General features: G+C 36.9%; 16 protein-coding genes. All 16 read right to left on the reverse strand.

What is annotated here, in order from left to right:
* Positions 1-1,443 carry a TolC family protein gene (locus ACO052_RS00720; protein WP_422106086.1) on the reverse strand — a complete coding sequence of 481 codons (1,443 nt, stop codon included), beginning with the start codon at positions 1,441-1,443 and terminating at the stop codon, positions 1-3.
* 142 nt (positions 1,444-1,585) lie between these two features.
* Positions 1,586-2,743, reverse strand: a complete 1,158-nt coding sequence (locus ACO052_RS00725) for an efflux RND transporter periplasmic adaptor subunit (RefSeq protein ID WP_422106087.1) — start codon at positions 2,741-2,743, stop codon at positions 1,586-1,588.
* Between the two features lie 51 nt (positions 2,744-2,794).
* Positions 2,795-4,054 carry an ABC transporter permease gene (locus ACO052_RS00730; protein ID WP_422106088.1) on the reverse strand — a complete coding sequence of 420 codons (1,260 nt, stop codon included), beginning with the start codon at positions 4,052-4,054 and terminating at the stop codon, positions 2,795-2,797.
* 1 nt (position 4,055) lies between these two features.
* Positions 4,056-5,300 carry an ABC transporter permease gene (locus tag ACO052_RS00735; RefSeq protein ID WP_422106089.1) on the reverse strand — a complete coding sequence of 415 codons (1,245 nt, stop codon included), beginning with the start codon at positions 5,298-5,300 and terminating at the stop codon, positions 4,056-4,058.
* A complete protein-coding gene (locus ACO052_RS00740; RefSeq protein WP_422106090.1) occupies positions 5,293-5,994 on the reverse strand; it encodes an ABC transporter ATP-binding protein in 702 nt (233 codons plus the stop codon). The genes ACO052_RS00735 and ACO052_RS00740 overlap by 8 nt, the downstream gene beginning before the upstream one ends.
* A 115-nt stretch (positions 5,995-6,109) precedes the next feature.
* Positions 6,110-6,352 carry a hypothetical protein gene (locus tag ACO052_RS00745; protein WP_422106091.1) on the reverse strand — a complete coding sequence of 81 codons (243 nt, stop codon included), beginning with the start codon at positions 6,350-6,352 and terminating at the stop codon, positions 6,110-6,112.
* A gap of 1 nt (position 6,353) precedes the next feature.
* Positions 6,354-6,878 carry a DUF420 domain-containing protein gene (locus tag ACO052_RS00750; RefSeq protein WP_422106092.1) on the reverse strand — a complete coding sequence of 175 codons (525 nt, stop codon included), beginning with the start codon at positions 6,876-6,878 and terminating at the stop codon, positions 6,354-6,356.
* A 2-nt stretch (positions 6,879-6,880) separates the two neighbouring features.
* The gene (locus ACO052_RS00755) at positions 6,881-7,627 is read right to left on the reverse strand and encodes an SCO family protein (protein ID WP_422106093.1); all 747 of its coding nucleotides are present in this window, start codon (positions 7,625-7,627) and stop codon (positions 6,881-6,883) included.
* Positions 7,620-8,330: a hypothetical protein gene (locus ACO052_RS00760; protein ID WP_422106094.1), complete on the reverse strand. Its 711-nt coding sequence runs from the start codon at positions 8,328-8,330 to the stop codon at positions 7,620-7,622. The genes ACO052_RS00755 and ACO052_RS00760 overlap by 8 nt, the downstream gene beginning before the upstream one ends.
* Positions 8,331-8,423: 93 nt before the next feature.
* Positions 8,424-8,879, reverse strand: coding sequence for a cytochrome C oxidase subunit IV family protein (locus ACO052_RS00765; RefSeq protein ID WP_422106095.1), 456 nt, complete (start codon positions 8,877-8,879; stop codon positions 8,424-8,426).
* A gap of 20 nt (positions 8,880-8,899) precedes the next feature.
* Positions 8,900-9,901, reverse strand: a complete 1,002-nt coding sequence (locus ACO052_RS00770) for a cytochrome c oxidase subunit 3 (protein ID WP_422106096.1) — start codon at positions 9,899-9,901, stop codon at positions 8,900-8,902.
* Between the two features lie 35 nt (positions 9,902-9,936).
* A complete protein-coding gene (locus tag ACO052_RS00775; protein ID WP_422106097.1) occupies positions 9,937-10,536 on the reverse strand; it encodes a cytochrome c oxidase subunit 3 in 600 nt (199 codons plus the stop codon).
* On the reverse strand, positions 10,537-11,430 hold the full coding sequence (cyoE, locus tag ACO052_RS00780) for a heme o synthase (protein ID WP_422106098.1): 894 nt from the start codon (positions 11,428-11,430) through the stop codon (positions 10,537-10,539).
* Positions 11,431-11,528: 98 nt separating this feature from the next.
* Positions 11,529-13,646 carry a gliding motility protein RemB gene (locus ACO052_RS00785; RefSeq protein WP_422106099.1) on the reverse strand — a complete coding sequence of 706 codons (2,118 nt, stop codon included), beginning with the start codon at positions 13,644-13,646 and terminating at the stop codon, positions 11,529-11,531.
* 233 nt (positions 13,647-13,879) lie between these two features.
* Positions 13,880-14,671 (reverse strand): energy transducer TonB, encoded by a 792-nt coding sequence (locus ACO052_RS00790; RefSeq protein ID WP_422106100.1) that lies wholly within the window; start codon positions 14,669-14,671, stop codon positions 13,880-13,882.
* Positions 14,672-14,794: 123 nt separating this feature from the next.
* On the reverse strand, positions 14,795-15,523 hold the full coding sequence (locus tag ACO052_RS00795; protein ID WP_422106101.1) for an energy transducer TonB: 729 nt from the start codon (positions 15,521-15,523) through the stop codon (positions 14,795-14,797).
* Positions 15,524-15,559: the final 36 nt, after the last annotated feature.

Here is a 15,559-nt window from a genome sequence, read left to right on the forward strand (position 1 = left end):
TTAAAACTTTAATTCAGTTGCAGGAATTCCGAAATATAATTCAAGAACCTTTAACTTAAATATGTAATCGTATTTTGTTCTGTTTAATTCAATTTTTGCATTATCATATCTCAACTTGGACTGACTAAAATCGAAGGCATTGGTTAAACCTACATCATAACGTTCTTTAGCATACTCATAGGCCAATTCTTGTGATTCAAGAGCAGATTGCGCCGCTTCATAAGACTTTAAAGATCCTTTAGCATCTACATAGGCTTGGTATACGGTAGACTCTAAATCCAACTCTGCCTGTTCTAACTGAAACTTTGCGCGTTCTAGACTAACACGGCTTCTCTGAACATTTGCTTTAGTGTTAAAACCATTTAAAATTGGGATATTTACTTGCAGCCCGTATCCAATACCATCGTTTAAATACAACTGATCAATAAATGGATCTGCCGGAACTTCAACCGGAATCGTATTGGGAAACGTCGCTACAACGGATTGCCCTGTAGCTTCTACTGTACCTATTTGTTCGGTTACCGTAGGGTTATCTGGATCAGGAACCGAGCTAAAGGAAGGCGAATCTGCATATCTGGTATTATATCCAAAAAATGCTGATAGGGTTGGCCAGTTAACGCCTTTTGCAATCTTTAAATCGATTTCCGCCAAGGCAACATCTTCTTCGGCAATCTTAATCTCAGATCTGTTTTCCTTTGCCGCAGCGATGATTTCTGAAACATCTCTACCTGCTACACCTCCATCAACAATATTATAGCCTTCATCTTCTATATCAAAGTTTTCATAATCTTTGATTAAAAGTAGTTGAGCCAAACTTATTAATGATATCCTCACATTGTTCTCTGCATTTATAATCTGTTGTTTTTCACTGGCATCCGTTGCTTGTATTTCTAAAAGATCACCCCTAGGCAACGAACCGGCCTCAACTAATTCTTTGGTTTGTTGAATTTGTTCTTGGGTGACCTGATTCTGGGATATTAAAACCTCCAGATTGGCTTTATTTAATAAAACGGTTAAATAGCCATTAGCCACAAACAATGAAATATCATCTTTCATTTTGTCCAAGCGATACTGACTTGCTAATCTTGAAATGTCGGCTCTTTGCAGTTGTCTTATATTTCTCAAACCGTCAAAGATTGTATAGCCTACATTAATATTCCCTGAAGCAGAAAGAAACGTCGTGGTTTGTGCGTTATTCGTTAATGGGTTAAAACTCAAACCCGTATTTTCTGATACGTTGGAACTTATATTGAGACTAGGAATAAAATTACCTTTTGCTGTCAGCTTATCAACTTCGGCTTGCTGTAAATCAAGCTCACTCTGTTTTACGGAAATATTGTTTTCTAATGCATATTGAACGCACTCCTTTAGGGTCCACTTTTTGTTTTGTGCTTGACCAATAACTCCAAGAAATAGTAGTACTATTATGATTGATTTTTTCATCTGTTGTTTCTATCGTTTTTATTGACAGATGGAATTCACCTTTAAAAAACCTTAAATACCATTAAGATTTAGTTGTTGGTTCATTTCATGATGTCTATTTGTCTCTATAAATCTTTAAGTGTTACATTAAATGTTAAAATTTTTATCTGCTGACTTCAGGTGGCCCTTGAAGTTGGTTCCATATTTTTATTTCATCCGATTCTGATATGCCACTTTTAATCTCAACAAAAATACCGTTACTCAGCCCTAATTCAACATCTCGTCTCTCAAATTTTTGATCACCGACCGCAACTTCAACAAATGGTTTTTTAGTTTCAGGATCGTACTGCACCAATGCTTCTTTTATGGCCAAAACATTTTCTACCTTATCTAATATGATGGAAGCATTTGCACTTAAACCTGCACGTATAAATGTAGAATCTATCTGTTTAAGTGAGCCTTTAATCTCGAACTGAATGGCTCCATTTTCTTCAACCCCTTTTGGTGCAATGTAATCCAAAATGGCATCAAATTTTTCATTCTCTATGGCACCAACTGTAATTTCTAGAGGGAGTCCTTCTTTTATTTTACCCACTTCACTTTCATCAACCTTACCTTCAAAAATCATTTTCTTTACGTCAGCTAAAGACGCTATTGAGGTACCTTCATTAAAATTGTTAGCTTCAATGACCTGGTTTCCAGCTTTTACCGGAACATCTAAAACCATACCTGCCACAGTTGCTCTGACTTGAGTTTGGGCAATATTTCCTAAACCCGATGTGGTACCAGTCTTAATGATATCATAGTTTTGACGGGATTGGGTCACATTAATCCTCGCTTGCTCCACCTGTTGTTTCGCTTGTAAAAAAGTATTATTGACTTGGTCAAATTCATTAGCTGCAATAACACCTTTTTCAAATAATTCCTTTTGACGATCGAATATGGCTTTTTGCGTTTTGTAATTGATCTCTGCTGTTTGCAACGCTGTTTGATTAGAGGCGATATTGTTTTTTGCACTCGTTAGGTTTGAAACATTAGGAATAACTCTAATCTTTGCAATTAAATCCCCTTGTCTTACATACTCTCCGGCTTCTACAAAAACTTCATCGACTACACCTGAAATATTGGGTTTGATCAAAACCTCTTCTTTTGGTACAATGCTACCTGTAGCAACAGTCTTTAACACAATTGTTTCATTTGAAGCTTTTTCGGTGGTATAGGTTTTTGGATCTTCTTGATTTTTAGACCATAAATAGTATAGTGAAACTCCAAAAATTACGACTATTAGAACTAATATAATTACGGTTGTGGTTCTTTTCATTTGTAATTCTTTATTATTTGATTGATTGTTTTTTATTCTAAATTCTTAAACTCATTCAATTCTTAAGGCATCTACGGGCTTCATTTTTGTAGCGCTATTGGCAGGTATCAAACCTGCAAGTAAACCCGAAACCACTAAAATTATCAGTGCGGTAAATACCACTTGCATGCTCACGCTTGGATTAGCAAAATTCTCAACAGGACCAACACTATCCAAAATAGCATTCATTCCCCAAATAACCAGAGCTGCAAAAGAGATACCAACCATTCCAGACAAAATAGTGAGTATTAAACTTTCTTGTAAAATTTGACCTTTAATGGTCCATGGTGTAGCACCCAAAGCACGCCTCACCCCTATTTCTTTTGTACGTTCTTTTACCACGATAAGCATAATGTTACTTATGCCAATAATACCGGACATTAAGATTAAGGCACCAACAAAATATCCTACTGCAGATAGAATACTAAAAAGTCCATTTATTCTTCCAAATTGTTCAGCTAAATCAAAATGACCAATCGCTCGCACATCCTCTGGATGAATCTTATGGCGTTCTCTCATTAAGGAAAATATTCCTTCTTTTACAGAAGTAATGGGTGTATTATCTTCTGCTGTAATAGCCATCCAGCCCACTATTTCACCATAATTGAAAGCCTGACTAAAAGCAGTAAATGGAATAAAAATAGTGTTAGCCTCTTCTTCTGAATCCCCTTGGCTGTTAGTAATTTTAAAAGTCCCAACTACCATAAAGTTTACACCGTTTATCTTAATATAAGATCCCACAGCGTCTTCACCGTTGTCATAAAGTGCTTTTACAACATCTGGACCAATAACACACACTTTCCGCTTAGCGTTAATATCGGAGTAATTAATGAATCGCCCTTGAAGAATATCCATAGGTTTTTGTTTTATAAACTCCGGATAGTCACCATAAATTTGAAAAGCACCAGTTTTCATACCTCGAACCACATTATTGGCCCCTTGATATCCACCTAATTGATTTCTAGGTGACACATATTTTAAATTAGGTACTGCAGCTTTAATAGCTGCTACATCATCAATTTTATAATTAAAATAACGTGATTTGGGCATTCCTTTATAAGGCTTAGAGGTTCGTTGGGTCCACATAAACATGGAATTCGTAGCAAAATCGCCAAAATCTGCAGTAACTCCATTGCGCAAGCCATTGGTCAGCGCTAATAATAAAACCAATATGGCAATACCCCAAAACACACCGAACGCTGTTAGAACAGTTCTTACTTTGTTTGCATTTAGTGCTTCTAATATTTCACTCCAACGTTCTCTATTAAACATACTATTCGTCTCTTAAAGCTATGATTGGTTTTATTTTTGCAGCGCGATAGGCTGGAAGAAATCCTGCTAACGCACCTGCAAATACGAGTATAAAAACTGTGGTTATCGCCGTTGGAAAATCTACTTGTGGGAATTTAATAAATGGACTATCAACCTGAGGGCCAAACAATTCTAGTAAACCCATTCCAAATATAAGGCCTATGAAGCCCGAAAACATAGTAACAAAAATTGCCTCTTGCAAAATCATGGCAATTATTGATAAGGGCTCAGCTCCTATAGCTTTTCTAATTCCAATTTCTTTTGTACGCTCTTTAACAATAATAATCATGATATTGCCTACACCAACAACACCTGCAATTATTGTAAAAATACCTATCACCCAAAATACAGTTTTGATTGTATCAATAAGTGAATAGATTTTCTTCGCTTCTTCTAAAGTATTCCAAACGCGTATAGCGGCCTCATCATCTGGAGCAACAATATGCTTTTGCTTTATATCCTTTTCTATGGCTAGACTTAGGTTTTTAGAGAGTTCAACAGCCTCATCAAAGTTTTCTGACATTTTCACAGTAAACTCAATGTGCCTTACATTATCACCTCCATTAAATGCTTTTTGAACTGATGTTATAGGAAGCATTATATTACTTTCCTCGCGTTCGCCACCTGGATCTGAATAAACACCAACGACTTTATAACTTATACCCCAAATGGAAATGTATTTATCTATAGGGTCTTCATCCTTAAATATATCTGTCTTAACTTTTCTACCAATAACTGCGACTTTTCTAGTTCCATCGAGATCCGCTTGGTTTATAAAACGACCATCAACTATATCACAATTTTCTATAAATTGTCCGTCTGGCATCATGCCTCGCAAGGTGTAATTACCTGTTTCATTTTTATAAGCAACTTGGCCACCCCAAATGTTATAATTAGAAGATTTGTACTCTAAAAATTCGTCATAAGTCGACGACAACATATTAAAATCTTCATTTTTTAATTGAATACGTCTACCAGGATTTAAGCCTTTATAACCTTTAGTGGTAACACGAGTTCTCACGCCCAGTTCGTTAGTGGCATCTTGCTGGAACTGAGATGTAACGCCGTTTTTTAAGCCTGAACTTACACCTAATAAGATCACTAGTATAAAAATCCCAGAGGCCACAGAAAGGCCTGTTAGAAAGGTTCTTAGCTTATTTTTTCTAAGTGTTTCAAATATTTCTTGCCAACGTTCTATATTAAACATGCTGTTTGGCTCTTACTTGTTTTACTAAACTATCATCAATGATAATACCATCCTTAAGATTAACAATTCGCTTTGTCATGTGTGCTATATCATCTTCGTGAGTAACGACTAAAATCGTTTTACCTTCATCATTAATACCTTGAATTAATTCCATTACACCATAAGACGTCTTAGAATCCAAAGCTCCCGTAGGCTCGTCAGCTAATAACACTTTTGGTTCGCTAGCTAAGGCTCTTGCTATAGCCACACGTTGTTTTTGGCCACCAGACAGCTCACTAGGTAAATGATGAGACCATTCCGCCAATCCAACTTTTTCTAAATAATATTCTGCTTTTTGAATACGTTCTTTTCTTGGCAAACCTTGATAATACAAAGGTAAAGCGACGTTGTCAGCAGCTGATTTATAATTAATAAGATTGAAAGATTGAAAAACAAAGCCTAAAAATTCGTTTCGGTATCTGGCTGCAACTTTTTCATTCAAATTTTTAATGGGCTTACCATCCAAAGCATAACTTCCTGAATCTGCCTCATCTAACATTCCTAGAATATTGAGCAAAGTTGATTTACCTGATCCGGAAGAGCCCATAATTGAAACTAGTTCCCCTTCTTCTACATTAAAATTAATACCCTTGAGCACGTGAAGCGAATTGCTCCCCATGTGATAAGATTTATGTAAATCTTTGATTTGTATCATGCGATGATGGTTGATTGATGCAATATTACACAAAACACTAAGTGTTTTATGCTAAGTATTTGTTAAGACTTACCTGCAAATACTATAGATATAAGACTGTTTATTAAAGAAAATGTTACAGTATTTCCCCTGTATTTTTAGTCTTTTGTGATTTATTATAGGTTCTGTAGATGATATAGCCTATGGTGGCTACTAAAATATAGGGGACGACCATAAGAAACATAATGCCATCATTGATCCCTTCTGCTGCTGATTGGTCCTCACCGCTCTCTAAAACCGCCCTACACATAGCGCATTGTGCTTTCGACTGAAAGAAAAGGAGACAAGAGACAAGAAATAAGAACACTTTCTTTTTCATACTAGGCATAATAAGGTGAAATCATGATGTAAACTATAACACCCGTTATAGCGACGTATAACCATAATGGAAAGGTAATTTTTGCAATCTTTTTATGTCTCGCTATATTATTGGTTATAGCCCTTACATAAGTAATTAGCACAAAGGGAATCACAGCAACAGACAACACAATATGACTTAGTAAAATAAACAAATACACACCTCTGAATGATCCTTTATATGTTGTGGAATCGCTTGTCATATGATACAGCACATACATGACCAAGAACAAAACCGATAACAGAATTGCAAACTTCATTAAGCGCTCGTGCATTGTTCGATTGCCTTTCTTTATCATGACAACGGCGATAATCAATACCAAAGCCGTAATCGCATTTATAGTCGCATAGATAGGTGGTAAAAATACGGGAAGTTCTACGTCGATCTTCACACCAAATAACAAGGCGACTACTAAGGGTATCACCACAGAAAGTACCACAATCCATTTGTTGTACTTTTTTTCTTTTTCCAAATCAACTGCACTCATAGCTACTCTTTCAATAATTTAGCAATATCTTCTTTTAAAATACTAATTTGTTCTTTCTGTCCATCTTCTTCTCCTTCTGCTTCGCTAATAACACCAATGTAATAAATCATAGGATTGCCATGAGCATCTTTTCGACTTCTTATATAACCTTCTTTATCTATCAAAGCAAAGTTACCTGAATGTTCAAATCCGCCTTCAGCCTCTGCGTTTTTACCTGCATATATATTGAATCCAATATTTGCTAGATTATAAATATCTTCTTCCTTTCCGGTCATGAAGTGCCAATTAGGATTTATGACGCCATATTTTTCGGCATATGCTTTAAGTACATCTTGTGTATCATAATCTGGGTTTATCGTAAATGATGCAATACCGAAATTCTCAAATGCTTTGAATTCGTCCTGGATATCCACTAAATTCCTGTTCATTCTTGGACATATGGTAGGACAGGTTGTGAAAAAGAATTCAACCACATAAACCTTCCCTAAATAATCTTCATTCGTTATGGTATTACCGTGTTGATCGGTAAAGCTAAACGGGGGTACTTTTCTGTTTTCCCCGCTAAGTGGTATATAAGCCAAATCCGACGCTTTTTTACCTGCATTTACAGAGACCTCTTCACTTCGGCTTTCATCTCTGGTGACGTCTCCTTTGCTCATTCTATCTATAATCTTAGGAATAAAAATAATTCCGAAGACTAACATGATAAATGCAATGCCTATATACGAATAATTTGTTTTTTTACTCATTGGTTTGTTTTATGCCTTTTTGTCTCCTTTTATCAGATTCAGCAAAATTCCCTTTCCGTTTGTCCCTATACTCCTTAAACAACACACGCATATCCTCAGCGGCCATTTTATTCTTTAACTCAGCCACTTGTATGCAATCGTAATCAAAGAGTCCATAGACAGGAGCTCCGCTCTCTATTTCTTTATCTGTTCTATCGTCAAGTCTTCCTCTTTGATTCATATCTCTATCCACAATATAGACGGCATCACAAGCCAGGTTTTCGTTTAATTCTACTTCGGACCTGAGACTCTTAAATACGCGCTTTATGTCATGGTCATCTGCATATAACAAATGCCAGAACCTAAGGTCTTCATAAGACTTAATTTCTTTAAGCAATTCTTCTGCTTCTTCTTTTGCGGAATGTGGTAACATGACCACTATCTGAAAGGCTTTGAACCCTTTATTTCTATCATAGATTAGTTCCTTAAGGTTTAAAGCAGCCGTTGAATGTTCCATTGGGTTTTTACCCCAAAACGACAATATGGTAAGATGTCCTTTTAATTGGAGATTATCCTTATTAACAGGTAACTCGGAAACATTTTCATTAACGATATCCAAAGGGTTGTAATTATCCTTGGATAGCATCATTATAATGATGAAGGCCACCGGTAAAAAAAACAAAATGCTAAGTACAAGGTTGCGTTTTCTGCTGCTCAATTCCATACTGCAAAAATAAAAAAGGCGGTTTAGAAAAACCACCTTTTAATATCTAATTTAACACTTTGATAGAGCTATATATTCCTTCAATTGTGTCTGTTAAAAATCTCTTTTAATTAAAGCCTCATCTGTATTCTCCGGAAAATAAACTTCATATACATAGCCTCCTTCTTGTAACAAGATAAAAATCAAATAACAGATTAAGAAAACTGCTGTCCATACCACCATGCGTCTCAATGCCTTTACTTCGTCTCTCATGTGCATAAAGTCCCAGGTAATATAGTAAGCCTTTACAAGGGTTAATAGTATGAAGATTAAGTTTAAGGGCTTCATAAAGACAAACGGTGATAATATAATATTTGCCAGTGTCGCAAAGAAACCTCCTTTTATAGGATTTATCCAAGTATGCATTAAGAAATCTGGCTTATAAATACCAAGAACCACCTCTATAGCCGTAACAAAGGTTAAGAAGGCTAAAACCCCCCAAATCTTTTGTGTATTGGACTTAAATTTCCAAAGTCCTCTGAATATCTCTAATTTATGTTCGTGAGCCATAACTAAATCTCAAATTGCTTTTATACTAAATAGAAGAATGTAAATACAAATACCCAAACCAAATCGACAAAGTGCCAGTACAGACCAACTTTCTCGACCATTTCATAGCTTCCTCTTCGCTCGTAAGTTCCTAAAATAACGTTGAAGAAAATAATGATATTAATGACCACACCTGAAAATACGTGGAAGCCGTGGAACCCTGTAATAAAGAAGAAAAAGTCTGCAAATAATGCCGTTCCATACTCATTAACTTGAAGGTTAGCACCTTTAACTACCAGCTTACCGTTTTCTTTTATCTGTTTTAGAGACTCTTCCCTCGACAATACGGTTTTTTCACCGTCTTCATTAATAATCTGATTTCTAACCAATATATTTTCATTAGCAGCCAGACCATTATATATTTCATTCACAGAATAAGGTGGGAGCGGCTTTTCATCTACATACCACAATCCATTTTTTCGCTCGTGCTCAACTCTAGAACCAGCAACTGGTATGGCAAATTCATCTATTGAAACACGTTTAAATTTTTCCTTACCGTTAACAGTTACATATTCACCAAATTGTAAAATATTGCCTCCTTTGGTTTGCACCGCACCATAATCGCCTTGAATAAAGGTGGCCCATTCCCAAGCTTGCGATCCAACAAATATTGCACCTCCAATGATGGTTAGGAACATGTAAAGTGTCACTTTAGCTTTATTCATGTGGTGCCCTGCGTCTACAGCCAATACCATGGTTACAGATGACATGATAAGAATAAATGTCATGAATGCTACATAGATCATAGGCAATTCCTGACCGTGTAAAAACGGTACGTGTGTAAATACCTCATCTGCGATTGGCCACTCTTTGATAAATTTAAATCTAGAAAATCCGTAGGCTGCCAAGAATCCAGAAAATGTGAGTGCATCAGAAACAATAAAAAACCACATCATCATCTTGCCATAACTTGCATTTAGAGGTTTATTTCCACCTCCCCAAGTTCTTCCTTCTGTGCCAGTATTCGCTACTGTAGAATCCATAGAAATTATTTAATTTTAAGATTGGACAAAAATAATCAAATTATATCTCTAAAAAAATATAAAAATAAAAAGAGCACAAGCCAAAGCAGGTCTACGAAATGCCAGAAATTAGCCGCTAGTTCTAAACCCAACATATTATTGGCATTGTACTTCTGTTTAAAATGATTATAAATAACAACAATGATACATATTAAGCCAGCAATGACGTGTCCTATGTGCAAAATTGCTATCAAATAAATATAGGACATGGTGATATTACTGGTAGGTCCTGTAAAATTGTAACCTGTTTCAATGATTTGCCTAAATCCTTCAAACTGGCTAAAGATAAAAACCACACCTAAAACCAAGGTCAGCAACAACCAAAGGGTCGTCTTTTGTCGGTCATTTTGTTGTAATGCGCGTCGCGCCAAAATAAAGGTAAGACTACTTAACAAAATAATACCGACACTAATTAAAAACGCATCTGGTAATTCATAACTACTCAACCAGTCCTTATCCCTTCGCTGTTTGGAGCTTACAATAAATGCACTGATTAAAGCCGAAAAGGACATAATTAAAGACCCTATTCCAAACCAAAGCATCATTTTCTTTGCCCTTGCCTTTTTCTCCTCTGGCGTTCCTTGTGTTAAATCCATTTATCTCAAAAATTTATCTACGACATATATAATCTGCAACATGGTAATATAAAATACACTCGATAGCATGAGTTGTTTTGCCGCCTTTATCGTGCGCTTCTGAAATAACCGCAGCGCATACAGCAGCATTACCATGCCTAATAAAAATACAAGCACAGCTCCTACTATAGATAATCTTAAATCCCCTGTGAAACCAAATACGGGAATAATCGAAGCTAGAACGGTCCAAACACTATACATAATGATTTGCACTGCTGTACCCTTATCTGGTTTGCCCGTAGGCAACATAAAAAACCCACCTTTTTCGTAGTCCTCATGAAGGAACCAGCCTATAGCCCAAAAATGAGGGAACTGCCAAAAAAACTGAATAGCGAATAAAGTGCCAGGCTCAATACCGAATGCATTACGTGCCGCCACCCAACCTAGCATAAAAGGGATGGCTCCGGGAATGGCCCCAACAAAAACGGCTAAAGGGGTTTTCGTTTTTAACGGTGTATAAATACTAGTATATAAAAATATGGATATCGCACCCCACATTGCTGTTTTAGGGTTAATAATATAAAGCGTAATTAAGCCTAAAACCGTAAATGAAGTAGCTATAATAAATGCTGTATTAACACTCATACGCCCTGCTGGTATGGGTCTGCTTTTTGTGCGGTCCATTAAGGCATCTAAATCGCGCTCTATAATTTGGTTGTAAGCGTTGGATGCGCCAACCATAAAATAGCCGCCAAATGCTAAAAGAAGTAATGTGGTAAAATTAATCGTTTCAGCTCCTAGAAGATAACCAGCGAGCGCCGAAAATACGACACTTAAGGACAAACCCATTTTCGTGATTTCCTTAAAGTCCGTAATCACAGAAGCTTTTGATACCGAAGATTTTGTGCTACTCAAACCGTTAATCCTTTATCCTAATTCTTAGCGAGTGCAAAGATACTTTGAAAAAAGGTTTTGACCAACGCAAACTAAAGTTTTATAGCCATTAGCATAATCTAGAAATCATTATACCAATTAAATAAGTCCGTTCTAAGACCAATGCTAAACCAAAGTGTATTAGACTCCATTGTCGATGCCGTAACGGCCTCTGGATTAAAATCCCTGTAAATAATATTGGCAAACAGTTTTAAATTGGTTTCTGGGTTGAGTAAATAGCCTACTTGCTGTTCCCACATAAAGCTATTGGTCTTATTCCCTTGGCCTATGGTAATTCCGGTATCACTTGGACGGTCGTTTTCGTTCGTGTAAATATCTCCTCCGTAAGCGAAACTATCTTCATCGGTGTTGAAATCGAAACCACGTTGCCCTATAATGAGCTTAGCATCGGCAAACCATCGCTTGTAATTATAACGCCCTATCAACACCAATTCCCTAAAGTTAGCACCCCAAAGATGTGCCATCGGTTGATTAAAATGCGCGTAGTTTAAAATCTCCGTATTATGCGAATAGGTATAAGGACGTACCTGATTGTATTCGGCTTGCAACAGCAGATTATCAACTTTAAAGGCATTAAAGTATTTGGCTCCTAGCTGAAACCCGAATTTGTTTTTCCAACTCTTATTACCTCCTGTGACATCGCTCAAAGAGAATTCATCTACAATAAACTGTCCGTAGAGGTTCACCTTATTGTTCCACTTATATTTTGCGCTTAAGCCTAAAATGGCATTACCAGCGCCTTGGCCTGTTTGAAATTCTATAGCTCTAAAAAATATAATGGGATTGAGGTAATTCACATCAAAACCCCTACCATTGGTATCTGCCCACATCACCGATTCAAACAGACCAATATTCAGGCGTTTAGACACATTCCAACTTAAATAATGGTTGGCCATATACTTGGTTAAGAAGGCGTCGTCCATCACCACTTCTGGACGTACATCCTTTAGCCACATCCATGTGCTCGTATACTTTATTTTCCAGAAGGTGGCGTTTAATTTTAAAAAGGGATAGGGACTGGCCACGTCACTTTGAAGTAATGAACGGTATCCATCACCTATAAAATTCTTGCCATGCCCGAACTGGATGTTCAAAAAATCAGCTGGTGTGTATGACAGATAGGCTTCTGCAACTGGGTAATCATAGGAGTTTTCCTTAAAGCCCTTAGCAATACCGCGTCCAGGTATGATTGCAGGATCTGGACCGAAGGCTCTTAAGCTTTCCGCAAAACGATTGAAGTAATCTGCAAAACGTCCTTGACTTTCGTAAACCGAAGCGGACAGATTAAAGCGCTTCCCTAAACCTGCTTGTATAAAAATACCTCTTGTATTATTCCAAGTACCGTCATCAGCTTCGGTATCAGTACCCACTTGCAGGTCTACAATAGGATCTACCGTGAACCAATAATCCTTGCCTTGCACCTCGACCATATGCTCGTTATACAACTTTCTTCCAAACCATGAGTCCACATCTTTGGCCAAACTTTCTTTTTCAGCTTTTATATCATAATAGCGTTCTACATCACTATATACAAAGGGTTTTGCCGCTGTATGACTGTTAGTCCCTATCCGATTCATTTCATCATCAAAACGTGCGTAATACGAATGGGTAAAGGGCACATTCAATTGGCTACTATACTCTAATTTTTCATAAGGTTTTGTTTCGGCATTAACGGTGTCGAACTCATCGGACAAGGTGGCATTAAGACTATCTTTATCCTTAAGACTCAAGTATGTTGGAAGTTCATTCTCGTCATTGCCTGCTTCTTTTACAGGTTCTACCAAAGGTATAGCAACACTCATACTATATTGAACAAAGGCCGGTTTTCCGTTGTAAGTTGCCGGTTTAATTTTTGGCAACAATCCAAAAACCCGCTTGCTTTCGTCTTTTAATTCGTCGTATATGGCGTCAACATAAATGACTCTAAATGTACCTTCCTTATCAACTTCGAATAGAATCTGAACATCACCTTTATAATCCTCATCGGAAACAACTTGTGGCACCTGAAAATTCTTGAAAATAAAGTCGTTTAAGGTATAATTGAAACAACTTTTAAGTTTGTCTATTGCCAATGAATCGCATTCAGTAAAAACGGGTGGTTTTTCGTATGTTGAAAGGGTTTGTGCATTACTTAAAAAAGAAATCAATAAAAGAATAATAAGCCAAATGCGCTTCATAAAAAAGGACGGGGTTTTTAATACGCGAAAGATACTTATTTTTTTTAGTACCCTTAAAACAAAAAAGAGGCGGTCTGAAAAGGGGTTACTTTTTGTCATTCAGAGTCTCGATAGCTATCGGGACGAAGAATCTTGTTCCATTAATAATTAGCACGTTATAATTAGATCAGATTCTTCATTTCATTCAGAATGACACTTTTCAAACCACCTCCTTTAATCGTCATTATTTAATTCTAGTTTCTGACTTGGAATTTGATAGGCAGCGTATAAATGACCCCAACCGGAACATCTCTTTGATAACCGGGTTTCATACTAGGAATTTTACCTATAACACGTCTGGCTTCTTTTTCTAAAGCCGGATGCGAACTTCTCACTTTAACATCTGTAATATTACCGTATTTATCGACCGTAAATTGCGTTTGAATTTTCTGTAAGCCCGTCATACCATGCTCCTCGCCAATACTGGTATCAAATTTCCTATTGACTAATTTGGTAATCTTTTGCGACATGCACTTTCTTTTATCCTCGTTAGTTTTCTTTTTTTCACAACCTGGATAGACAGGCACCTTTTCAATTATTGTGAAAGGCACAAAAATGTCCTCTTCCGGCTCGTCAACTTCAGGAAGGGCTCCTGGATCTAAAGGCTGTTCTGTTGTGGTTTCTGGAGCATCTGGAGTAAAAATCTCTTGTTCTAAATCCGGAGTGTCATTGTCTACTTCCTCGTACTTATCAATCAAGGTTGTGCTACGGTCAACCCTTGGCTTTTCTTCTTGCACAACTTCTAAACGATAGTCTGGTGCCACATCAATTGTTGCGACCTCATCAATGGTTATCGTCTCAGGAACAATCGTCTTGTCCTGAAATTGCATTTCAAAAAGCGAATAGGTGCCCAATAAACAAAGAATCAACCCGATCTGAAAATAGAGGGTTGAGTTTTTTTGTAAATTTGCATCATGCTTTTGTGATGTCTTTACCCCAATAGTGTTCTGACCAGCACTATTGACATTCTTTTTAGAATTCTTCATAATACGTATTATTTAAAATGTTAATATTATGATAAAGTCACAATAAGCATACCAAAAAGAAAATCCCGTCCAATTAATTTTGAACGGGATTTTTATTTAAAATGATAAATTTCTATAGGCTACCTAATCTTGTACTTGGAATACGATTGGAATTGAAAACGGCATCACCACCGGTTTACCTCTCTGCTTACCAGGCTTCATTTTTGGCAACTTGCCAATAACACGCTTCGCCTCTTTTTCTAAAGCTGGGTGTGGCCCACGAGCCTGTACCGCAGTAATCGCACCAGTTTTGTCTACCTTGAACCTAACAAATACTCTTTTCTTACCTGGCGTTAATCCTAATTCATTGGCCAACTCGGTATTGAACTTTCGCTGTATAAATTTGTTCACCTTCTCATTCATACACTGTTTTTTTGCTTCGTTTCCTTTTTTGTTTTCACAACCCGGGAATACGGCAACATTTTCAATGACATGGAACGGTACCTCAATATCTTCTTCTACCTCTTCTACTTCTACTTCTTCTACTTCAACAATTTCAGTATCCATTTCTGTTTCTGTAGACTCAATAACTGTTTCCTCTACTTCTTCTTCATCCTCAACAACTTCTATAACTTCTGGTGCTGCTGGTGGTGGAGGTGGTGGAGGTGGTGGTGTTACGACCTGCTCAGTGATTGGAATTTCCTCTTCCAATTCGTCATCTAGGTTAAGTGTATCTGCCACGACATCACTTTTATCATAGGTCTTGTAATTAATTGCCATGTAAGTAATACCAAGCATTAAAGCAAGACCGACTGCAAAGTAAAGTGAACTATTGCGTCTTACGTCTGATTTAGGATTCTTTTTAGGTTCCATAGTACATACATTTATAGTGTTGCTAATTTAGTTAAA

This window comes from Winogradskyella sp., assembly GCF_965228925.1.
In the GTDB taxonomy this organism is placed as follows: Bacteria; Bacteroidota; Bacteroidia; order Flavobacteriales; family Flavobacteriaceae; genus Winogradskyella.